18 protein-coding genes are annotated in these 21,438 nt (G+C 69.8%); 8 read left to right on the plus strand and 10 right to left on the minus strand.

Annotation, left to right across the window (positions count from 1 at the left end; all coding sequences use genetic code 11):
* The first annotated feature begins 4 nt into the window (after positions 1 to 4).
* Complete coding sequence (locus CDN99_RS19115; protein WP_088386493.1) at positions 5 to 2,857, plus strand: nitrate reductase; 2,853 nt, start codon at positions 5 to 7, stop codon at positions 2,855 to 2,857.
* Positions 2,854 to 3,945, plus strand: coding sequence for a uroporphyrinogen-III C-methyltransferase (cobA, locus tag CDN99_RS19120; RefSeq protein ID WP_088386494.1), 1,092 nt, complete (start codon positions 2,854 to 2,856; stop codon positions 3,943 to 3,945). The genes CDN99_RS19115 and cobA overlap by 4 nt, the downstream gene beginning before the upstream one ends.
* Here cobA and CDN99_RS19125 read toward each other — a convergent pair.
* The 5 genes from CDN99_RS19125 to CDN99_RS19145 all read right to left on the minus strand — a co-directional run bounded on the left by CDN99_RS19125 (position 3,913) and on the right by CDN99_RS19145 (position 8,045).
* Complete coding sequence (locus tag CDN99_RS19125) at positions 3,913 to 5,124, minus strand: YbfB/YjiJ family MFS transporter (RefSeq protein WP_088386495.1); 1,212 nt, start codon at positions 5,122 to 5,124, stop codon at positions 3,913 to 3,915. The genes cobA and CDN99_RS19125 overlap by 33 nt on opposite strands.
* Positions 5,125 to 5,130: 6 nt before the next feature.
* Positions 5,131 to 5,409 (minus strand): hypothetical protein, encoded by a 279-nt coding sequence (locus tag CDN99_RS19130; protein WP_088386496.1) that lies wholly within the window; start codon positions 5,407 to 5,409, stop codon positions 5,131 to 5,133.
* Positions 5,410 to 5,433: 24 nt separating this feature from the next.
* On the minus strand, positions 5,434 to 5,757 hold the full coding sequence (locus CDN99_RS19135) for a type II toxin-antitoxin system RelE/ParE family toxin (protein ID WP_088386497.1): 324 nt from the start codon (positions 5,755 to 5,757) through the stop codon (positions 5,434 to 5,436).
* Positions 5,754 to 6,080: a hypothetical protein gene (locus CDN99_RS19140; protein ID WP_088386498.1), complete on the minus strand. Its 327-nt coding sequence runs from the start codon at positions 6,078 to 6,080 to the stop codon at positions 5,754 to 5,756. Before CDN99_RS19140 ends, CDN99_RS19135 begins: the two co-directional genes overlap by 4 nt.
* A gap of 108 nt (positions 6,081 to 6,188) precedes the next feature.
* Positions 6,189 to 8,045 (minus strand): methyl-accepting chemotaxis protein, encoded by a 1,857-nt coding sequence (locus tag CDN99_RS19145; RefSeq protein WP_088386499.1) that lies wholly within the window; start codon positions 8,043 to 8,045, stop codon positions 6,189 to 6,191.
* Between the two features lie 146 nt (positions 8,046 to 8,191).
* Between CDN99_RS19145 and CDN99_RS19150 the strand changes: the two genes are divergently transcribed.
* Both CDN99_RS19150 and CDN99_RS19155 read left to right on the plus strand, forming a co-directional pair.
* A complete protein-coding gene (locus CDN99_RS19150) occupies positions 8,192 to 8,977 on the plus strand; it encodes a type III pantothenate kinase (RefSeq protein ID WP_088386500.1) in 786 nt (261 codons plus the stop codon).
* Between the two features lie 250 nt (positions 8,978 to 9,227).
* Positions 9,228 to 9,668 (plus strand): hypothetical protein, encoded by a 441-nt coding sequence (locus tag CDN99_RS19155; RefSeq protein ID WP_238139618.1) that lies wholly within the window; start codon positions 9,228 to 9,230, stop codon positions 9,666 to 9,668.
* Positions 9,669 to 9,716: 48 nt separating this feature from the next.
* On the opposite strand, the gene hslU is transcribed toward CDN99_RS19155, so the two are convergent.
* The 5 genes from hslU to CDN99_RS19180 form a co-directional block, all read right to left on the minus strand.
* Positions 9,717 to 11,066 carry an ATP-dependent protease ATPase subunit HslU gene (hslU, locus tag CDN99_RS19160; RefSeq protein ID WP_088386501.1) on the minus strand — a complete coding sequence of 450 codons (1,350 nt, stop codon included), beginning with the start codon at positions 11,064 to 11,066 and terminating at the stop codon, positions 9,717 to 9,719.
* Positions 11,067 to 11,086: 20 nt separating this feature from the next.
* Positions 11,087 to 11,647, minus strand: coding sequence for an ATP-dependent protease subunit HslV (gene hslV / locus CDN99_RS19165; protein WP_088386678.1), 561 nt, complete (start codon positions 11,645 to 11,647; stop codon positions 11,087 to 11,089).
* 315 nt (positions 11,648 to 11,962) lie between these two features.
* Complete coding sequence (locus CDN99_RS19170) at positions 11,963 to 13,717, minus strand: hypothetical protein (protein WP_088386679.1); 1,755 nt, start codon at positions 13,715 to 13,717, stop codon at positions 11,963 to 11,965.
* A 52-nt stretch (positions 13,718 to 13,769) separates the two neighbouring features.
* Positions 13,770 to 14,417 (minus strand): RNA polymerase-binding protein DksA, encoded by a 648-nt coding sequence (gene dksA / locus CDN99_RS19175; protein ID WP_238139602.1) that lies wholly within the window; start codon positions 14,415 to 14,417, stop codon positions 13,770 to 13,772.
* A gap of 130 nt (positions 14,418 to 14,547) precedes the next feature.
* Positions 14,548 to 15,645: a CobW family GTP-binding protein gene (locus CDN99_RS19180; protein ID WP_088386502.1), complete on the minus strand. Its 1,098-nt coding sequence runs from the start codon at positions 15,643 to 15,645 to the stop codon at positions 14,548 to 14,550.
* A gap of 127 nt (positions 15,646 to 15,772) precedes the next feature.
* On the opposite strand from CDN99_RS19180, the gene CDN99_RS19185 reads away from it, so the two are divergent.
* The 4 genes from CDN99_RS19185 to glyS all read left to right on the plus strand — a co-directional run bounded on the left by CDN99_RS19185 (position 15,773) and on the right by glyS (position 21,422).
* A complete protein-coding gene (locus CDN99_RS19185; RefSeq protein WP_238139603.1) occupies positions 15,773 to 16,663 on the plus strand; it encodes a CorC family transporter in 891 nt (296 codons plus the stop codon).
* Positions 16,663 to 18,174, plus strand: a complete 1,512-nt coding sequence (gene lnt, locus CDN99_RS19190; protein WP_088386504.1) for an apolipoprotein N-acyltransferase — start codon at positions 16,663 to 16,665, stop codon at positions 18,172 to 18,174. The genes CDN99_RS19185 and lnt overlap by 1 nt, the downstream gene beginning before the upstream one ends.
* 109 nt (positions 18,175 to 18,283) lie before the next feature.
* The gene (gene glyQ / locus CDN99_RS19195) at positions 18,284 to 19,255 is read left to right on the plus strand and encodes a glycine--tRNA ligase subunit alpha (protein ID WP_088386505.1); all 972 of its coding nucleotides are present in this window, start codon (positions 18,284 to 18,286) and stop codon (positions 19,253 to 19,255) included.
* Positions 19,256 to 19,280: 25 nt separating this feature from the next.
* Entirely contained in the window at positions 19,281 to 21,422 is a 2,142-nt protein-coding gene (gene glyS / locus CDN99_RS19200; RefSeq protein WP_088386506.1) for a glycine--tRNA ligase subunit beta, read from the plus strand.
* Positions 21,423 to 21,438: the final 16 nt, after the last annotated feature.

Consider the following 21,438-nt stretch of genomic DNA (forward strand, 5'->3'; position numbering starts at 1 on the left):
CGCGATGAACGCGCGCTCGCCCGAGTCCGATGTCGTCGCCGCGAGCGGCGCTGGCGCCGCGGTCCGCACCACGCGCTCGACGTGCCCGTACTGTGGCGTCGGCTGCGGGGTGCTGATCGACAGCGTCGGCGACGGCGATGCTGGTGCTGGTGCTGGTGCTGGTGAGGTCGGTCCCCGTATCGTCGGCGTGCGCGGCGATCCGGACCATCCCGCCAACCACGGCCGGCTGTGCACGAAGGGCGCGACGCTGCACCTCACCGCGACGCCGCTGGTGCGCCGGCAGCAGCGCTTGCTGCGGCCCGCGTGGCGACCGACGCGCGGCGCGCCGCTGCAGCCGCGGGACTGGGAGGCGACGGAGCGCCACATCGCCGGGCAACTGCTGGCGATCCGCGCGCGGCACGGGCCGGACGCGATCGGCTTCTATGTCTCCGGGCAGTTGCTGACCGAGGACTATCACGCGTTCAACAAGCTGGCCCGCGGGCTGGTCGGGACCAACAACATCGACAGCAACTCGCGGCTGTGCATGAGCGCTGCGGTGGTGGGCTACAAGCAGTCGCTCGGCGCCGACGCGCCGCCGGCCTGCTACGAGGACCTGGAGCGCACCGACTGCCTGTTCATCGCCGGCTCCAACACCGCGTGGGCACATCCCATCCTGTTCCGCCGCATCGAGGCGGCGCACGCGGCGCGGCCGGACATGAAGATCATCGTCGTCGACCCGCGCCGCACCGAGACGGCCGAGTTCGCCGATCTGCACCTGGCGCTCAAGCCGGGCAGCGACGTGGCGCTGTTCCACGGCATGCTGAACGCGTGCATCTGGGAAGGCTGGATCGCTCCGGACTTCATCGAGCGGCACACCGCCGGCTTCGCCGCGCTGAAGGCGTTGGTGCGGACGATGACGCCGACGGAAGCGGCCCGGCTGACGGGTCTCGGGGAGACGCAGATCCTGCAGGCGGCGCAGTGGTTCGCGCAATCGCCGTCGACGCTGTCGCTGTACTGCATGGGCCTGAACCAGAGCAGCAGCGGCGCGGCGAAGAACACCGCGCTGATCAACCTGCACCTGGCCACCGGGCAGATCGGGCGCGCGGGCGCGGGGCCGTTTTCGCTGACCGGCCAGCCCAACGCGATGGGGGGCCGCGAGACGGGCGGTATGGCCTCGCTGCTGCCCGGTCACCGCGATCCGGGCAACGCGGCGCATCGGGCCGAGGTGGCGGCGTTGTGGGGCGTGGACGCGCTGCCGGCGGCACCGGGCAAGACGGCGGTGGAGCTGTTCCAGGCCGCGGCCGACGGGGAGATCAAGGCGCTGTGGATCGCCTGCACGAACCCGGCGCAGTCGATGCCCGATCAGGCACTGGTCCGCGCCGCGCTGGCGCGGTGCGAGCTGGTGATCCTGCAGGAGGCTTTCGCGGGCACGGCGACGGCGGACTTCGCCGATGTCGTGCTGCCCGCGACGACCTGGGCGGAGAAGGAGGGCACCGTCACCAACAGCGAGCGGCGCATCAGTCGCGTCCGCGCGGCCTTGCCGCCGGCGGGCGAGGCGCGCGCCGACTGGCGCATCGTGCGCGACGTCGCGCGACGCATGGAGACGGTGCTGCGGCCGGGGCGACCGAGTCTCTTCGCGTGGGATCGCGTGGAGCAGCCGTGGATCGAGCACCGCGAGTCGACGCGTGGACGCGACCTGGACATCGGCGGCCTGAGCTACGCGATGCTGGAGGCGGCGCCGCGCCAGTGGCCGTGGCCGGAAGGGGCGAGCGCCGCGAAGGAGCGGCTCTACGAGGACGGCCGCTACGCGCATGCGGACGGCCGGGCGCGTTTCATCGCCAAGCCGTTCGCGCCGACGGCGGAGGTGCAGGACGCGGCCTTCCCGCTGGCGCTGAGCACCGGTCGCCTGCGCGACCAGTGGCACGGCATGAGCCGCAGCGGTACCGTGGCGCGCCTCTTTGCCGGCGAGCCGGCGCCGGCCTTGTCCATGCATCCGGCGGACATCGCGCGGCGCCTGTTGACGCCGGGATCGCTGGTGCGTGTGCAGTCGCGGCGCGGGCCGCTGATCGTGCCACTGCGCGCCGACGACAGCGTCGGGCCGCAACGCGCCTGGCTGCCGATGCATTGGGGCAGCGAGTTCCTCGGCGGGCGCGGTCAGTGCGGCATCAATGCGTTGACGCAGTCGGCGTTCTGTCCCGACGCGCGGCAGCCGGAACTGAAGTTCGCGGCGGTCGCGGTGGAGGCCGTCGACCTGCCGTGGCGGGTCGTCGGGGCGGCGTGGGTGGCGCCGGGGGAGGGCGCGGCGCTGCGCGGCCAACTGCGGGCGCTGATGGATCAGGCCGAATACGCCTGCTGCCTGCCCGGACCGGCGCAGGACGAGCTGGAGGGCTGGTGCCTGGAACTCGCCTTCGCCGCGCCACCGCCCGCGCCGGTGGTGCAGGCCCTGGCGATGGTGCTGGGCCTGGGCGGTGTCGGCGTGCTGCGGTATGCCGACGGGCGACGGGGCCGCAGCCGGTCCCTGCGGTTGGCCGGCGAAGGCGCGCAGGCGCGGTTGCAGGCGCTGTTGCGCGTCGGCGAAGGCAACGAGGGCGAGTGGCTGGACGCGCTGTGGCGCGAGCGCGCGCCGGTGATGCCCTTCGGCCGGCGCCTGCTGGCGCCCGACGCCGAGCAACCCGCCCCGGCGCCCAGCCCGCAGGTTTGCAACTGCTTCAACGTCCGGGAGGACGCGATCGTGGCCTGCCTGCGGCGCGTGCCGGACGGGGGGAGCGAAGCGCGTCTGGGAGCCCTGCAGGAGGCGTTGCGCTGCGGGACGCAGTGCGGCTCCTGCCTGCCCGCGTTGCGGCGCCTGGTCCAGAACGAAGTGAAGGAAGCGACATGAACAGCATCGACGTTGGCACCGGCACCGGCATCGCAGGTATCCGTGGCGGCGCCCGCGGCTGCGGCTGCGTCACCGGCAGCACTGGCGCGAGTCGCGGCCACAGCAACGACAACGACAACGACCACGGCAGTGGCCATGGCGACGTGCCGTCGGACAGGGCCGCGCCGACGGTGTCCCTGGTCGGGGCAGGTCCGGGCGATCCGGAGTTGCTCACGGTCAAGGCGCTGAAGCGCCTTCAACAGGCGGAGGTCGTGTTGACCGACGACCTCGTCGACGCGCGCCTGCTGGCGTGCCTGCCGAGGTCGGCGCGCGTGCTGCGCGTCGGCAAACGCGGCGGCTGCGTGTCGACGGAGCAGCGATTCATTCACGACCTCATGATCCGCGAGGCGCGGGCCGGCGCGCGCGTGGTGCGCCTGAAGGGCGGCGACCCGTTCGTCTTCGGCCGCGGCGGCGAGGAGGTCGACGCGTTGCGCGAGGCCGGCATCGAGGTCGAGGTGATCAACGGCCTGTCCGCCGGGCTGGCGGCGCCCGCGGCGGTCGGCGTGCCCGTGACGGACCGGCGCTGCACGCCGGGCGTGGCCTTCGTGACAGGACACAACGGCGAGCACGGCATCGCGCCCGACTGGGCGGCGCTGGCGCGGAGCCGGCTGACGCTGGTCGTCTACATGGGGCTCGCGCGCGCGGCATCGATCGCGCGGGCGTTGCGGGCCGGCGGCTTGATCGGGGCGACGCCGGCGGTCGTCGTCAGCGCCGCCCACACGCCGCGTCAGCGCGAGAGCTTCACGACGCTGGCCGATCTGGCCGCGACCATCGGGCGCGATGCGTTGCCGAGTCCGGCGTTGCTGGTGATCGGCGAGGTGGTGGCGTTGTCGCCCCGCTGGCGCGAGGACGTCGGGCTGTCGGTGCTGGCCGAGGACCGGTGCGAGCTTGGGCGTCGGGGCGATCGTGGTGGCCGCGTCGATCATGCGGGTCACGCCGACCGCGCCGACCGCGCCGATCAAGCCGATCAAGCCGATCAAGCCGATCGCATGGAGGCGCCCGACGCGACGGCGCCGTCACGCCTCGCCGCGACGTTCCAGGCCGCGTAGACGCAACAGGATGCCCATGCCCACGGTCAGCACGAGGGCGGTGATCCACAACGCCGCCTGGTAGTTGCCGCTGGCCTGGGCCATCGCGCCCGCCAGGGCGGGCGCGCTGATCTGTGCGACGCCGTAGCTCAGCGTGAGGCGCGCCATCGCCTTGCCCGGGTTGCCCGGCGAGCGCCGCCCGACCAGGGCGAGCGTGAGGCTGACCAGCCCGATGAAGGTCGCGCCGTAGAGCAGGGCGCCCGTCAGCGCGGCGGCCAGGCTGCCCGACAGCGCCGGCAGCACCACCGACGCGATCTGCAGCGCGAAGGCCGCCAGCAGCGCGTTCAGATCGCCGATGCGGCGTGCGACGCGGTCCCACAGGAACACGGCCGGCGTGGCGGCCAGCCCGACCAGCAGCCAGGCCCACGGCCCTTGCCCCTTGAGCAGCGGCTGGCGCTCGACGATCGCGACGGTGAAGGTGGCGCTGATGACGAAACCCCAGCCGGCGCAGAAATAGCAGGCCAGCATCCAGCGCATCCACGTCGCGCTGGGGGCACCGGCGCCGAGGGCGGTCGTGGCGGGCGGCGGCGCGGGCGGCCGCCACCACCAGGTGATGGCCAGCAGCGGCACGCCGACGGCGACGAATCCCCACCAATGGCAGGCCCAGTCCAACCCCATCCGGTCCATCGCCATCGCGCCGACGGCGGACACGACGATGCCCAGGCCCAGCCCCATGAAATGCACGCCCAGTTCAGGCCGCTTGCCCGATCGCATCAGGAAGCCGAGCACCAGCCCGGAGCCGAGCAGCATGCCCGCGGCACCGCTCAGGCCGCCGAGGTAACGCGACAGCGCCCACAACGCGAGGTTGGGCGCGAGCGGCATCAGCGCGGTCGCGACGAGGCCGAGCAGCATTCCCCAGAAGTAGAGCCGGGCACGCCAACGCGGATCGTCGATCCAGGCGGCGAGCAAGGCGCCGCTCATGTAGCCGGCGTAGTTCACGGCGGCCAGCGTCCCGCCCATTGCGTCGCCGAGACCCGCCTGCTGCTGCATCAACGGCAGCAACGGCGTGTAGGCGAAACGCGCCAGGCCGATGCTCAGGATCAGGCCGGCGATGCCGCCGGCGGAGACTTGCCAGGGGTGGAGGAGACGCTTCTGCGATGCGGAGGACGACGGCGTGACGTTGATGCGGGGCTCCTCCATGTCGGCTCACCTGTCTTGCTGCTGCTTCATGCGCACGTACGCTGCGCGCTTGGCGTCTTCGGACAGCAGTTGCTCGCGCATCCGGGACAGGTAGGCCTCATCCGGCGGCGGCTCCGGAGTCATGTCGCCGTGTCTGGCGGATGTGGTGCTCTTCTTGTGCATGACCAGCAACCGATCGACGAGGTGCAAGAGATAGGCCGATCGATCGGGGAAGTCCTCCATGAACGTACGTTCATCGACGAACGCCGCAAGGTTCGCGGAGTATTGGATGGTGATGGGTGTCATGAGATCACTCTTTCCTCGCCTCGATCAGGGCGTGTGGAATCGACGCGAAATGTCCTGCTTGCCGTGCATGATCCGCAGCACGCGAATGCTCTGGGCGAGTTCGACATAGAAGATCAAATGGGGAAAGCGTGTGAGCTTCCAGAACCTGACCCCCGGAGCTCCCAACCCCTCCTGATGTCGGGGAGACCCGGTACCCGGCGCCATGGCAATGTGCCGGAAAGCCTTGCTCATTTCGCCGAGGAGCTTCCTGACCAGCGCGAGCTCGCCGGTGGTCTCGATGTAGTAGTCGAGGACTTCTCGTACGTCGTTTTTCGCGCGGGTGTTGTACCGGAGAGCCTTCGCATTCATCGTTGATGCTCCTCATCCGACGGAACGCCGCATTTGCGCGAGATGTATTCGTCCAGATCCGAGAAGAAACGCTCGTCGACGTCGGCGAACTCCGTGGATCGAAATCCTTCCATGATGCGGTCGCGAAACTCGATGCGATCACGCTCGTAGGCGATCAGTTCGACGATCAAGTCGGCGGTCGAATCGAAACCATCCTGTCGCGCCATCGCCGACAGATCGGCGATCTGTTCGTCCGTGAACAGGATGGTCTCGAATGGCATCGAAAGCGGCTCGGCATCGCCCGGTCGCGACGCATGGATGGAGGAGTGATGGCTGTATGGCATGACCTGGCCCTCGAAGTGAAGAGGGCGATCAGCCTAAGCCCGGGTCATTTGACACCTGTCTGAGCCGGGCCACGAATCAGCGCCCGATCGCGGGCGCCTTGCGCGAGATCAAAAAGTCTCCCAATCGTCGCCAGGGGCGGATGTGGCGCTGGGGCCCGCCGGTGCCGGGGCGGAAGCCTTCGGCGCGGGTGGGGGGGAAGGCTTCGCCACGGCGGGAGCGGACCTCACCACCGCGGGGGCCTTGGCGACGGGTTTCGGGGCCGCCTTCGGCGCGGGACCTTTCGACACGGGTGGCTTGGCGCCGCCCAGCTTGGCGCTGGCCGGCTTCGCGGCGGGCCGGGACGCGGCGGCTGGTTTGGCCACCGGGGCCGGCGCGCGCGGCGCGATCGACGGCGCGCCGGCCGGCGCATCGCCCGGCTTCTGCGTGGCGTCGCTGACCTTGAAGTGCCCCACCAGCGCGGTCAGCCGGCGGGCCTGCTCGCTGAGCGATTCGGCGGCGGCGGCGGATTCCTCCACCAGCGCGGCGTTCTGTTGCGTCATCTGGTCCAGTTGCGCGACCGAGCCGTTGACGCTGCCGATGCCCTCGCTCTGCTCCACCGTGCTGGCGCTGATCTCGCCGATGATGTCCGACACGCGCTGCACGCTCGCCACGATCTCGGTCATCGTGGCGCCGGCGTCCCGCACCTGCTGCGAGCCGGCCTCCACCTTGGTCACGCTGTCGCCGATCAGCGCCTTGATCTCGCGCGCGGCCGCGGCGCTGCGCTGCGCCAGCGCGCGCACCTCGGAGGCCACCACCGCGAAGCCCTTGCCGTGCTCGCCGGCACGCGCGGCCTCGACCGCCGCGTTCAGCGCCAGGATGTTGGTCTGGAACGCGATGCCGTCGATGGTGCCGATGATGTCGTTGATCTTCTTGGCCGAGGCGTCGATCTGCGCCATCGTGCCCACCACGTCGCCCACCGCCGTGCCGCCGCGCTGGGCGACTTCCGCCGCGCTGCCGGCCAGCTGGTTGGCGGTGCGCGCGCTGTCGGCGCTCTGCTGCACGGTGCCAGTCAGCTGCGACAGCGACGAGGCCGCCTGCTGCAGGTTGGACGCCGTCTGCTCGGTGCGCTGGCTCAGGTCCTGGTTGCCGCTGGCGATCTCCTGGCTGGCGGTCTGCATGCCGTCGGCGCTGGCCCGCACCTCGCGGATGACCTTGCGCAGCGAGCTCTTCATCGCGGCCAGCGCCCGCTGCACGTCGCCGATCTCGTCGGCGCGGTAGTCGCGCTCGACGTGGAACAGGTCGCCCTCGCCGATGCGCTCGGCCTCGGCCATCAGCGATTTCAGCGGCGCCGAGATGGTCCGCACGAAATAGGCCGTCGCCAGCGCCAGCAGGCCGACGATGGCCGCCATCAGCGCCGCCACGCCCCACACGGTGCGCATGCGCTCGGCGCCGGCGGCCTCGCGCAGCGCGGCGGAACGCTTCTGCTGCAGCGTGACGAAGTCCTGCTGCGCCGTCAGGTACTGCTCGATCGCGGGCACCACCTTCGAGGTCAGCGCCCGATGCGCGCCGTCGACGTCGCCGCCGGCCTTGAGCTTGTTGGCGTCGTTGCGCGCGGCGATGTAGGCCTGGCGGCGCTCGGCGATCCGGGCCATGGCGGCCTTGTCGTCGTCGCCGTCGGCCAGGGCTTCCAGCTGCTTCTGGATCTCGTTGATCGTGTCGGTGGTGCGGCCGATGTCGGCCTTCATCGCGTCCGCGACCGCGTTGTCGTTGGCGGCCAGCCCGGCCTGCACGCGGCTGGCGTTGGCCTCGGTGAGCCCGCGCCAGCGCAGCGCCAGCTCGAAGCGCTGCTGCTGCTTCTCCTGCGTCACCTGCGCGACGGCCAGCAGCGCGCTGGTGCGGGATGCCGCGCCCAGCGACATCACGAGCGTCATGACCGCCATGACGGCGACGGGGATCCAGAGACGTGTGGCGATCGAGAACTTCATCGGGGGCCGTGGCCTTCCTGCGCGAAGGCGCCGCCCCGGGATGGTGCGGCGAGCCTTCTCCCATCCTAAATCGGCAACTGGGCGCACCGCCTTGAGGACAAACACTGCTAACCTGCCGCCCTGTCCCAGCGCAGCCCGCTTGAATCATGAGCTTTTTGGCGATCGACATCGGCAACACCCGCTTGAAGTGGGCGCTTTATGCCGGCCCCCAACCGGGCAGCCCGATGCTCGCCCACGGCGCGCAATTCCTCGAGAACGTCGAGAAGCTCGCCGAGCACGACTGGGCCGCGCTGCCCGTGCCCACCAGCCTGTTGGGCTGCAACGTGGCCGGGGACGGCATGCGGCGCCGCGTCGAGGAGCAGCTGGAACAGCTCGAACGCTGGGACCTGGAGCCGCGCTGGGTGGCCTCGTCGGCCCAGGCCGGCGGCATCGTCAACGGGTATGACCACCCCAGCCGGCTGGGCGCGGATCGTTTCGTCGCGCTGATCGGCGCCCGCCATCACGTGCTGTCGCGCGGGCGCGGCCAGGCGCCGAAACCGGCGCTGGTGGTGATGGTCGGCACGGCGGTGACGGTGGACGCGCTGGACGCCGACGGCCGTTTCCTCGGCGGCCTGATCCTGCCGGGCCACGGCATCATGCTGCGCGCGCTGGAGGGCGGCACCGCCGGCCTGCGCGTGCCGACCGGCGAGGTGCGCGAGTTCCCCACCAACACCTCGGACGCATTGACCAGCGGCGGCAACTTCGCCATCACCGGCGCCATCGAGCGCATGCATCGCCACATCGTCAAGCGCTGCGGCCAGGAGCCCGTCACGCTGATGACCGGCGGCGCGGGCTGGAAGGTGTCGCCGTCACTGGACATTCCGCACGAGCTGATCGACTCGCTGATCTTCGACGGGCTGCTGGCCGTGCAGGCGCATCGGCTGGCGTTGTGACGCCCGCGCTGACGCGGCGCTGATCCGCGCTCGCGTCGGCCGCGTCCGGGCCCGCGACGCGGTCCGGTCCTACAGGGCGCGCGGCGGCGCGTGGCTACGCTTGGGCACCATGAGCCCCTCTCCGTCCCCCTCGCGTCGGCCCGCCGAGGCCGATGTGCCCGACGCCGACGCATCGCCGCGCGACGCGACGCCGCTGCTGCTGCGCGGCTTCGCCGTCGTGCACGGGGCGCTGGCGTTGCTCTTCGCCTGCATGGCACTGGTGCTGATGGCGATCGCCGCGCGCGAGGCCTGGCAGGTGGTGGGCATGCAGTTGGGTCGCGAAGCGGCTCAACTGGTCATCGAGGCCGTCGGCGTGCTGGCCGCCGCGGTGGTGGCGCTGCAGATCGCGCAGACCATCACCGAGGAGGAAGTCATCCGCAGCGCCCACATCAGCGCGCCGACGCGCGTGCGGCGTTTCCTGTCACGCTTCATGGTGGTGATCGTCGTGGCGCTGGCGATCGAGGCGCTGGTGGCGACTTTCCGCGCCGCTCACGACGATTCGACCGAGCTGCTGCACGCGGCGGCGATGGTGCTGGCGGTGGGCGTGCTGCTCGCCGGCTGGGGTGTCTTCATCCGCCTGAACCGCTACGCCGAGGAACTGGAGCCCGAGGCGATGCGGGAAGCCAAGCGCGAGGATCACAAGCTGAAGTGAGCGGCGAGGGCGGGGCCGTCCCGTCCCACGCCCGCGCGGTCTCCATCGTCAGAGGATGAAGCGGCTCAGGTCCTCGTTCTGGGCCAGCGCGCCCAGCTTCTCGTCGACCTGCGGGCCGTCGATGGTGACGGTCTGGCCGGCGTACTTGTGGGCGTCGAAGCTGATGTCGTCGAGCAGGCGCTCCAGCACCGTCGACAGGCGCCGGGCGCCGATGTTCTCGGTCCGCTCGTTGACCTCGAAGGCGATCTGCGCCAGTCGGCGGATGCCGTCGGCGCCGAGCTCCAGCGCCAGGCCTTCCGTCGCCAGCAGCGCCTGGTACTGCTTGACCAGGCTGGCGTGCGTGCTCGACAGGATGGCCTCGAAGTCCTCGACGGACAGCGACTTCAACTCGACGCGGATCGGGAAGCGGCCCTGCAGCTCGGGGATCAGGTCGCTGGGCTTGCTCAGGTGGAACGCGCCGGAGGCGATGAAGAGGATGTGGTCCGTCTTCACCATGCCGTACTTGGTGTTGACCGTCGTGCCCTCCACCAGCGGCAGCAGGTCGCGCTGCACGCCCTGGCGCGACACGTCGGCGCCGCCCGAGTGCTCGGAGCGGGTGGCGACCTTGTCGATCTCGTCGATGAAGACGATGCCGTTCTCCTGCGCGTGCGCCAGCGCGGCGGCCTTGATCTCGTCCTCGTTGACGAGCTTCTCGGCCTCTTCCTCGATCAGCAGCTTCATCGCCTCGCCGATCTTGACCTTGCGCGCCTTCTTGCGGCTCTGGCCCATCTGCGAGAACAGGCCCTTGAGCTGCTCCGCCATCTCTTCCATGCCCTGCGGGCCGAGGATCTCCATCGACGTCTTGGCCTCGGCCAGCTCGATCTCGATCTCCTTGTCGTCCATCGAACCCTCGCGCAGGCGCTTGCGCATCACCTGCCGCGCGGTGTTGTCGGCGGCGGGCGCGGCGTCGGCGGCGGGCGTGAAACCGGCCGCGGCGCGGGGCGGCGGGACCAACGCGTCCAGGATGCGATCCTCGGCGGCGTCCTCGGCGCGGGCGCGCTGCAGGCGGACCTGGCGCTCGCGCTCCTGCTTGACGGCGATGTCGACCAGATCGCGCACGATGCTGTCGACGTCCTTGCCCACGTAACCGACCTCGGTGAACTTGGTGGCCTCGACCTTGATGAAGGGCGCGTCGGCCAGCTTGGCCAGGCGGCGCGCGATCTCGGTCTTGCCGACGCCGGTCGGGCCGATCATGAGGATGTTCTTCGGCGTGATCTCGCCGCGCATCTTCTCGTCCACCTGCTGGCGGCGCCAGCGGTTGCGCAACGCGATCGCGACGGCGCGCTTGGCGTCGGCCTGGCCGACGATGTGGCGGTCGAGTTCGGAGACGATTTCCTGCGGGGTCATGCTGCTGCTCATTCGTGTGCTCCGTGCGCCGGTCAGTCCAGCGTCTCGATCGTGTGATTGCCGTTGGTGTAGATGCAGATCTCGCCGGCGATGACCAGCGACTGCTTCACGATGTCCACCGCGCCCAGCTCGCTGTGGTTCAGCAGCGCCTTCGCGGCCGCCTGCGCGTATGCGCCGCCGCTGCCGATGGCGACGATGCCCTGCTCGGGCTCCAGCACGTCGCCGTTGCCGGTGATGATCAACGAGGCGGTGCGGTCCGCCACCGCCAGCATCGCCTCCAGGCGCCGCAGCACGCGGTCGGTACGCCAGTCCCGCGTCAGGTCGACGGCGGCGCGCACCAGGTGGCCCTGGTGCTTCTCCAGCTTGGACTCGAAGCGCTCGAACAGCGTGAAGGCATCGGCCGTCGCGCCCGCGAAGCCGGCCAGCACCTGGTTCTTGTAAAGCTTGCGCACCTTGCGCGCGGTCGACTTGACCACGATGGTCCCCAGCGTCACCTGGCCGTCGCCGCCGATGGCGACCTGATTGCCGCGGCGCACGCTGACGATGGTGGTGCCGTGATACGGCGGAAGCGGGGAGGAATGATCTTGAGACATGGTCGTCCTGAACGTCATGAAGTCACCACGTGGGTCCCGACGAGGGATTCACAAGGTGAGAAAAAGCCTGGCACGCCGAGTGTGCGAATCCCGATTGACGAGCCGCCCCGGCCCATCGCCGCCACGACCGAAAGCGCCTGTCAGCGAGCGTTGGCGGGCCGCGGAAGCCGGGGGCACCCTGACGGCCCTGGGACCTGGGAGGAGGGGGCCCGGCTTCCGCGGCCATGCCCGGCCCGGCCCGGTCCGTCATGATCCGGCATTTGAAAGACCAACGGGGCCCGAGGCCCCGTCGACGCGATGGTTGTGAGGCTGTTCTCAGACGTGCCGCACCTTGACCCGCGCGTGTTCGTTGATGCCCATCGCACCGAAGAACAGCGCCACCAGCCGATGCGCGTCCGTGAACACCACCGCCCGGTTCTCGCTGCGACGCGCCAGCACCCAGTTGAGCAGGTCGCCGGCGGCCATGAAGTCCAGCCGGATCAGCTTCGGGCAGGCGATCGTTACCAGCGACGCGCCGCCGAGCTGATCCGTCATCAGCTGCAGGGTCTCGCTGATGTCGCCGCTCAACTGGCCGGACAACTCCATCAACGCGGCGGTATTGAGCGCGTCGGTCATCGTCGATTCGAGGAACGCGATGCCGGTGTCCAGCGTCGAGGGTTGCACCGTTGATTGCGGCGAGCTGGTCGACAGCGCGTTGCCGCTGATGCGCAGGTGGCACTGCGCCTTTTCCCAGCTCGGCGGCGACACCTCGTAGGTGACGCAATAGTCGATCGCGACCTCGTCGAACTGGTCGGGGCGATTCGCCAGCCGCAGCGCTTCCAGCCGCAGCATCCAGATGACCGGATCCGCGTCGCGGCTGCCCACCGGCGCCTGGTCCTTCAGCACCTGGAAGAAATGGTCGCCGGACAGCCAGCGCAGGTCCAGCGCCTGCTGCGCCCAGGCGCGGAACAGCTCGCGCAGCCGCGCGCAGGCCTCGGCGTCGATCTGCTTGAGCGGCGCCCAGTCCAGCACCCATGGCATGGGCATGTTCTCGCAGCGGGCGCGCATCTGGCTGACCGCCTCGACATCCAGATACTCCGGGCTGGTCCACGACACGCTGCTGGCGCGACCGCGCGGCGTGCGCTCCTGCTGCACCGCCTCGGCCACCAGCTTGGGCAGCGAGAACCATTGCGGCGAGGACAGGCCGAACTGCTGCGCGTAGTCGTTGGCCAGGTGTTCGAACTTGCCCTGCTGGCCGGTCGCCCGGTACAGGTCGAACAGCACCAGCCAGGTGTCCGCGTGCTCGTGGCGCGCGGCGCCGGCACGGGTCAGGTCGGCCAGGCTGCGTTCGCAGTGTTCGTAGTCGGCGTTGGCGAAGGCGATGACGGCCTCGTCCAGCTCGGCATCGTGCACGACCTCGCTGACCTCGACCTGCGGGTCGGCGACACGGAAGCTCAGCGTCGGGATCGCGTGCTTGAGCTCGGGGATCGGCGCGGCGGCGGCCGACGACAACGGCGACATGCCGCCGCCCATCGTCGCCGCGGCGGGCGCGGGGGACAGGTCCAGCCGTTCCATCTCGCCTGGCGGCGCGTAGTCGGAGACCCGCGCGCCGACCTGGTCGGCCGGCTGCGTCATCGCGAAATTGACCGGCCGTGTGCTGGTCTCGAAGAAACCGGGCGGGTGCTGGCCCTGCACCTGCGTCGGCGCGAACCCCTCGCCGACCATCTGCTGTTCGATCTGGTCGATCTTGGATTTGACGCTGACGTCGTCGCGGCGGGCGCCCTGGATCTCGCTGATGCGGCCCAGTTCGTCGATGCCCGACGTGGCGTGGCCACCCAGCGCGGCGAGCTGCTCGGGCGTCAGGCCCTCGCGGCGGATCTTGCGCAGCATGTCGAGCTCGCGCTTGCGCACGAAGTCGTTGCGCCGCTTGCGCTCCACCATCGCCCGCAACTCCGCCTTGGCGGCATCAGCCTCGGGGTCGTCCTGGCGCGAATTGATCTCTGCCCAGTCGGTCGTCGGATTGGCGACGAAACGCGCCACCTTCCGGAAGAAGCTCTCGCCGTCTTTGCTGACGTCTTTGGGGTCGGACATGCTTGCGGGCACCTCGCTCATCGCGGAAGGACGCGAAAGAAGGAACGGCGACTCAGTCGCCGAACATCTTCTGTTTCAACTCGCGACGCTGCTGGGCTTCCAGCGACAGCGTGGCGGTCGGACGGGCGATCAGGCGACCCAGGCCGATCGGCTCGCCGGTCTCGTCGCAGTAACCGTACTCGCCGTTGTCCAGGCGGGACAGCGACTGCATGATCTTCTTCAGCAGCTTGCGCTCGCGGTCGCGGGTGCGCAGCTCCAGCGCGTGTTCTTCCTCGATCGTGGCGCGGTCGGCCGGATCGGGGACGATGGACGTGTCCTCGCGCAGATGTTCGGTGGTCTCGCCCGCGTTGGACAGGATGTCTTCCTTGAGCTGCGTCAGCTTGGCGCGGAAGAACTCCACTTGCTTGTCATTCATGTACTCGCCGTCCGGCATGGCCAGCACTTCGGCATCGGTGAGTTCGGCACCAGGCTTGGTCTTCCAGGCAGAGGCGAGTTTGGGATCGGGCTTCACGGCAGGGCGGCTATTCTGGTTCGAGGTTGAAGTCGGGGTCGAGTGCCGGACAGGACTGTCTGGCGCAGCGACCGTGCTGTCTGGCGCGTCCGCGTCGACGGGGGTGTCCGCCGGGGATGCAGCCTTCGCGGCCTTGGCGGATGCCTTCGGCGCGGCGGTCTTGGAGGCCGGTGTCTTGCTCACGTTCACTCTCCTAGCGGCTCGTTATACCTGCTTGCGGTGCGGGGCCGGAGCTCCTCACCGGATGCGCAAGGGCCTGGTTCGGGCGCGGCGGATTGTAGCCACCTCCAGCGCACCCTCCTGGTCAGCGAGTGTGGCACTAAGCCAGGCACCCTTCCAGCCCCTGCAACAGGATGTCCTTCGGCAGATCGATGCCGATGAACACCATCTTGCTGACCTTCTTCTCTCCGGGCATCCATTTCGGGCCCAGGTCCGAGCCCATCAGTTGGTGCACGCCCTGGAAGATCACCTTCTTGTCGGTGCCGTTCATGTTCAGCACGCCCTTGTAGCGCAGCATCTTCGGGCCGTACACCTGCACGATCGCGCCCAGGAAGTCTTCCAGCTTGGCCGGATTGAAGGGACGCTCCGACCGGAACACGAAGGACTTCACGTCATCGTCATGATGGTGGTGGTGCGGGTGGTCGCAGTGCTCGCCGGGCGCGTGGTCGTGGCCCTCGTGGCCGTGATCGTGACCATGGTCATGTCCGTGGTCGTGGTCATGATCGTCGGCGTTCAGGAACGCGGGGTCGATCTCCAGCTTGGCGTTCAGGTTGAAGCCGCGCAGGTCGAAGACGTCCTTGATCGGCACCTCGCCGAAGTGCACGCGCTGTTGCGGCGCGCGCGGGTTCATGTGCTTGAGGCGGTGCGACAGCGCGTCCACGGCGTCGGCGTCCACCAGGTCGGTCTTGCTCAGGAACAGCTGGTCGGCGAAGCCCACCTGCCGGCGCGCCTCCTGGCGCGTGTCGAGCTGCTCGTTCGCGTGTTTGGCGTCGACCAGCGTCAGGATCGAGTCCAGCAGGAAGGTCTCCGCGATCTCGTCGTCCATGAAGAAGGTCTGCGCGACGGGGCCCGGATCGGCCAGGCCGGTGGTCTCGATGACGACACGCTCGAAGTCCAGCTCGCCCTTGCGGCGGCGGGCGGCCAGGTCGGCCAGCGTGGTGCGCAGGTCCTCGCGGATGGAGCAGCAGACGCAGCCGTTGCTGAGCTGGATGATCTGCTCGTTGGTCTCGCTGACGAGGATGTCGTTGTCGATGTTCTCCTCTCCGAACTCGTTCTCGATGACCGCGATCTTCTGGCCATGCGTTTCGGTCAGCACGCGCTTGAGCAGCGTGGTCTTGCCCGAGCCCAGGAAGCCGGTGAGGATGGTGGCGGGGATCAGGCCCGGGGCGGCCGCGGCGGTGTCAGGGGCGGTGGACATGGTCGATGACTCGATGACGGATGGTGAAGGCAAGGGCCCAGAACCTGGGGGCGGATGACTGTGTTTCAAGCGAATGTCAATGTCAATCGGTTATTCTGGCGGCTTCTCCACGACGGCACACACCACAGTGTCTGAACCCCAGCCTAGTCGGCCCGCCAAGCATGGCGGGCGCGGCAACGATCATCGCGGTCTGCTCGACCGCGTCCTCGAATTCCTCCATCCCGGCCCCGATTCGACCAGCGAGCTGATCGAGACGCTGGCCGAGGCCGAAGAGCGCGACCTGATCGCGCCCGAGTCGCGCCAGATGCTCGAAGGCGTGCTGCGCATGGCCGAGCTCAGCGCCGGCGACGTCATGGTCGCCGCCCCGCGCATGGACCTGCTGGACATCCAGTCCACCACGGACGAACTGCTCGGCGCCGTCATCGACACCGGTCACTCGCGTTTCCCGGTCTACGACGGCCAGCGGGACAACATCATCGGCATCCTCCTGGCCAAGGATCTGCTCAAGCTGCAGCGCGCGCCGGAGCTGAATGTGCGCGCCCTCCTGCGCCCGGCAGTTTTCGTGCCCGAGAGCAAGGGCCTGAACGAATTGCTGCGGGATTTCCGCTCCAACCGCAATCACCTGGCCATCGTCATCGACGAGTTCGGCAACACCGCCGGTCTGATCACGATCGAGGACGTGCTGGAGGAGATCGTCGGCGAGATCGAGGATGAATTCGACGTCGACGTCGGCGACGGCGACGCCGGCATCTACACGCTGGCGGACGGCAGCTACCGCGTCGCTGGCGATGCCGACATCGACGCGGTCAATGACGCCTTCGGGCTGAAGCTGTCCGACGCCGACTTCGACACCATCGGCGGCATGGTCGCGCACGAGCACGGCCGCGTGCCGCGCCGCGGCGAGACGGTCGAGATCGCCGGCCTGCGTTTCGCGGTGATGATCAACCGCGGCGGCGCGGTGCGCTGGTTCAAGGTGACCCGCACCCCGGCGTCCGAGGCCGACGAACTCAGCGGCTGATGCGGACGGCGCTCCGTCCCCTGTCGCGTCCTCTATCGCGCCACCCGGCGCTGGCGCTGGTCGTCGGCGCGTTGCACACCGCGTCCTTCGCGCCCAGTCCCGCCTGGTGGCTGCAACCGCTGGCGCTGGCCTGGCTGTTCTGGGCCTGCCTGGACGAGGGCGTGCGCCCGCGCCGCGCGGCGCTGACCGGCGCGCTGTTCGGCGTCGGCTGGCTGGCCTCGGGGCTCTGGTGGCTCTACATCAGCATGCACGACTTCGGGCATCTGCCCGCGGTCGTGTCGGCGCTGGCGGTGCTGCTGCTGGCGCTGTTCCTGTCCCTGTACTACGCGGCGGCGATGGGCCTCGCGGCGCGGATCGCGGCGTCGACCTCCCCGATGCGCCGCGCGCTGGCCCTCGCCGGGGCGTGGCTGGCGGCCGAGCTGGCCCGCGCCACGCTGCTCACCGGCTTTCCCTGGATCGCCAGCGGATACGCCCATGCCCAGGGCCCGTTGGCGGTCTTCGCGCCCTACGTCGGCGTCTACGGCATCGCCGCGCTGGCGGCGTTGCTGGCCGCCGCGCTGGCGACGCGGCGCTGGGCGCTGCTGGGCGCGCTGGTCGTCGCGGTGGGCGCCGGGCAATTCCTGCCGCATGAGTTCACCCGATCGACCGGCACGCTGGCGGTCTCGCTGGTGCAGCCCAACATCCCGCAGGACCAGAAATTCGACCGCGACCTGTTCAATGACAACCTCGACCAGCTCACCTCGCTGATCGAGTCGGCCCGCGGCCAGATCGTCATCACGCCGGAGTCCGTCCTGCCGCTGCCGCTCGCCTACCTGGACGACGACCATGTCCAGCGCCTGCAGCGCAACGCCGCCGCGCGCCCGCTGCTGCTGGGCACCTTCCTGGGCAACGAGCGCGACGGCTTCGTGAACTCGCTGGCCTCGCTGGGCCTGCCGACGCCCTACGACTACGGCAAGCGGCATCTGCTGCCCTTCGGGGAGTTCATCCCGCCCGGCTTCCACTGGTTCGTCAGGGCCATGAACATCCCGATGGACGACCAGGCGAGCGGGCAGCACCAGCGCGCGCTCGCCTTCGCCGGCCAGCGCCTGCGGCCGCTGATCTGCTACGAGGATCTGTTCGGCGAGGACTTCGTCGCCAGCGCGCTCGACGACGGCGAGCCGGCCGCGACGGTGCTCGTCAACGCCAGCAACCTGGCCTGGTTCGGGCCTCGCATGGTGCAGGACCAGCACCTGCAGTTCTCGCAGATGCGGGCGCTGGAGTTCCAGCGGCCCATCGTCCGCGCGACCAACACCGGCGCGACCGCGCAGGTCGATCACCGCGGCCGGGTCGTCGCGCGCCTGCCCGCGGAGCAGGCCGGCGTGCTGGAGGTCACCGTCGACGGTCGCGCCGGCGTCACGCCGTATGCGCGCTGGCTGTCGACGCTGGGCCTGTGGCCCTTGTGGGCGTTGGCGGCGCTGCTCGTGCTGCCGGCGCTGACGCGGCGCGGCGGCCCCGGCCGGGGTCAGGGCTGAAGCCTTTCGCGGGCCGTCGCCGCGCGGCCTCGACGGCGGCCTGCGCGGCGTGCCAGGACACATAGAATCGGTCGGTTTTCCCCAACCCCGCCCCGAGGCCCGACGCCCCATGCTGACTTTCCAGCAATTGATCCTTCGCCTGCAGGAATACTGGTCCAAGCAAGGCTGCGCACTGCTGCAGCCCTACGACATGGAAGTCGGCGCCGGTACCAGCCACACCGCGACGTTCCTGCGCGCGCTTGGCCCGGAGCCCTGGAAGGCCGCCTACGTCCAGCCCAGCCGCCGCCCCAAGGACGGCCGCTACGGCGAGAACCCGAATCGCCTGCAGCACTATTACCAGTTCCAGGTCGTGCTCAAGCCGGCGCCGGCCAACATCCTGGAGCTGTACCTGGGCTCGCTGGAGGCGCTGGGCTTCGACCTGAAGAAGAACGACGTGCGCTTCGTCGAGGACGACTGGGAGAACCCCACCCTCGGCTGCTGGGGCCTGGGCTGGGAGGTCTGGCTCAACGGCATGGAGGTGACGCAGTTCACCTACTTCCAGCAGGTCGGCGGCATCGACTGCAAGCCCATCACCGGCGAGATCACCTACGGCCTGGAACGCCTGGCGATGTACCTGCAAGGCAAGGAGTCCGTGTACGACCTGGTCTACGCGGACGGCCTGACCTACGGCGACGTGTTCCACCAGAACGAGGTCGAGCAGTCGACCTACAACTTCGAGCACAGCGACGTCGACTTCCTGCTGCAGGCCTTCGCCGCGCACGAGAAGCAGTCCAAGCACCTGATGGACTCGCAACTGGCGCTGCCCGCCTACGAGCAACTGCTCAAGGCCGGCCACACCTTCAACCTGCTGGACGCGCGCGGCGCGATCAGCGTGACCGAGCGCGCCGCCTACATCGGCCGCATCCGCAACCTGGCTCGCGCCGTCGCGCAGGCTTACGTGGACAGCCGCGCGCGGCTCGGTTTCCCGATGGCCCCGAAGGACTGGGCCGACGAGGTGATCGCGCAGATCGAGAAGAAGAACGCCGGCAAGGTGGAGAAGGCCGTCGCGGCCGATCCGGCCGACAAGAAGGCCGCCGCCTGAAGCCCGAGCCGAGGAAATCATCCCCATGACCACGAAGAATCTTCTCGTCGAATTGTTTGTCGAGGAATTGCCGCCCAAGGCGCTGAAGAAGCTGGGCGAGGCCTTCTCGTCCGTGCTGGCCGACAGCCTGAAGGCGCAAGGTCTGGCCGCCGCCGACGCGGCGGTGACCGCGTTCGCGACGCCGCGCCGGCTTGCCGTGCACGTCGCCGACGTGGCGGCCAAGGCCGCGGACCGCGCGGTGCAGCAGAAGCTGATGCCGGTGAGCGTCGCGCTGGACGCCGCGGGCAACGCCACGCCCGCGCTGCTGAAGAAACTGGCCGCGGCGGGCGTTGACGCCTCGGTCGTGCCCAGCCTGAAGCGCGCCCCGGACGGCAAGGCCGAGGCACTGTTCCTGGACACCGTCGTGGCCGGCGTGTCGCTGCGCGACGGCCTGCAGAAGGCGCTGGACGAGGCGCTGGGCAAGCTGCCCATTCCCAAGGTCATGACCTACCAACTGGCCGACGGCTGGAGCGACGTCAAGTTCGTCCGCCCGGCCCACGGCCTGGTGGCGCTGCACGGCGACGACGTCGTCGAGCTGACCGCGCTGGGCCTGACGTCGGGCCGCGCGACGCGCGGCCATCGCTTCGAGGCCAAGGTCGACACGATCACGCTGAAGAGCGCCGACACCTACGAGCAGCAGCTGCGCGAAGAGGGCGCGGTCATCGCGTCCTTCGAGCAGCGCCGCGCCGAGATCGTCCGCCAGCTGCAGGCGAAGGCCGCGCCGCTGGGCCTGACGCCCATCGACGCGCCCGAGCTGCTGGACGAGGTCAACGCGCTGGTCGAGCTGCCGAACGTGCTGTCGTGCCAGTTCGAACCCGAATTCCTCGCCGTCCCGCAGGAATGCCTGATCCTGACGATGAAGGCCAACCAGAAGTACTTCCCGCTGCTGGACGGCCACGGCAAGCTGACGCACCGCTTCCTGGTCGTCAGCAACGTGCATCCGGACGACGCGTCCAAGGTCGTCGAGGGCAACGAGCGCGTCGTGCGACCGCGTCTGGCCGACGCGAAGTTCTTCTTCGACCAGGACCGCAAGAAGACGCTGGCCTCGCGCGTCGAGGGCCTGGGCAAGGTCGTCTATCACGGCAAGCTCGGCAGCCAGGGCGACCGCGCCGAGCGCGTGCGCGCGATCGCGCACGGCATCGTCAACCAGCTGCGCATGGCGCAGCACCCCTACACGGTCGAGGCCAAGGACGAGTACGACGTGCTCGACAGCAAGGCGCAGGAAGCCGCGCGCCTGGCCAAGGCCGACCTGCTGACCGACATGGTGGGCGAGTTCCCCGAGCTGCAGGGCATCATGGGCGGCTACTACGCCCGCCACGAGGGCCTGCGCGACGGCGTCGCCAAGGCGATCGAGGACCATTACAAGCCGCGCTTCGCCGGCGACGCGCTGCCGCGCAACCACACCGGCACCGTCGTGGCGCTGGCGGACAAGCTGGAGACGCTGGTCGGCCTGTTCGGCATCGGCCAACTGCCCACCGGCGACAAGGACCCCTTCGCGCTGCGCCGCCATGCGCTGGGGGTGATCCGCATCCTGGTCGAGAACCGCATGCACCTGGACCTGCCCGCGCTGATCCAGGCCGCGCTGCCGGCCTTCGGCGAGCTGATCCAGGACCCGACCGCGGCGTTGCTCGGCTTCTTCGCCGACCGCCTCGCGGTCAGCCTGCGCGACCAGGGCTACAGCGCCCAGGAAGTCGACGCGGTGCTGGCGCTGAACCCGGCGCGGCTGGGCGACGTGCCGCGCCGCCTGGAGGCGGTGCGCGCCTTCGCGGCGCTGCCCGAATCGGCCTCGCTGGCCGCGGCTAACAAGCGCGTGGGCAACATCCTCAAGAAGATCGAGGGCGAACTGCCGACGGACGTGAGCCCGGCGCTGCTGACCGAGGCCGCGGAGAAGGCGCTGGCCGACGCGCTGGCCGGCGTGAAGCCGCAGGCCGACGCGCTCTTCGAGCAGCACGACTACGCCGGCTCGCTGAAGGCGCTGGCCGCATTGAAGGCGCCGGTGGACGCGTTCTTCGACGACGTGATGGTCAACGCCGAGGATCCGGCGCTGCGCGCGAATCGCCAGGCGCTGCTCAAGCAGCTGCACGAGGCGATGAACCGCGTGGCCGACCTGTCGCGCCTGGCCGCCTGATCCCGGCCCGACCGCA

This window comes from Roseateles aquatilis, from assembly GCF_002205645.1.
GTDB classification, from domain to species: Bacteria; Pseudomonadota; Gammaproteobacteria; order Burkholderiales; family Burkholderiaceae_C; genus Roseateles; species Roseateles aquatilis.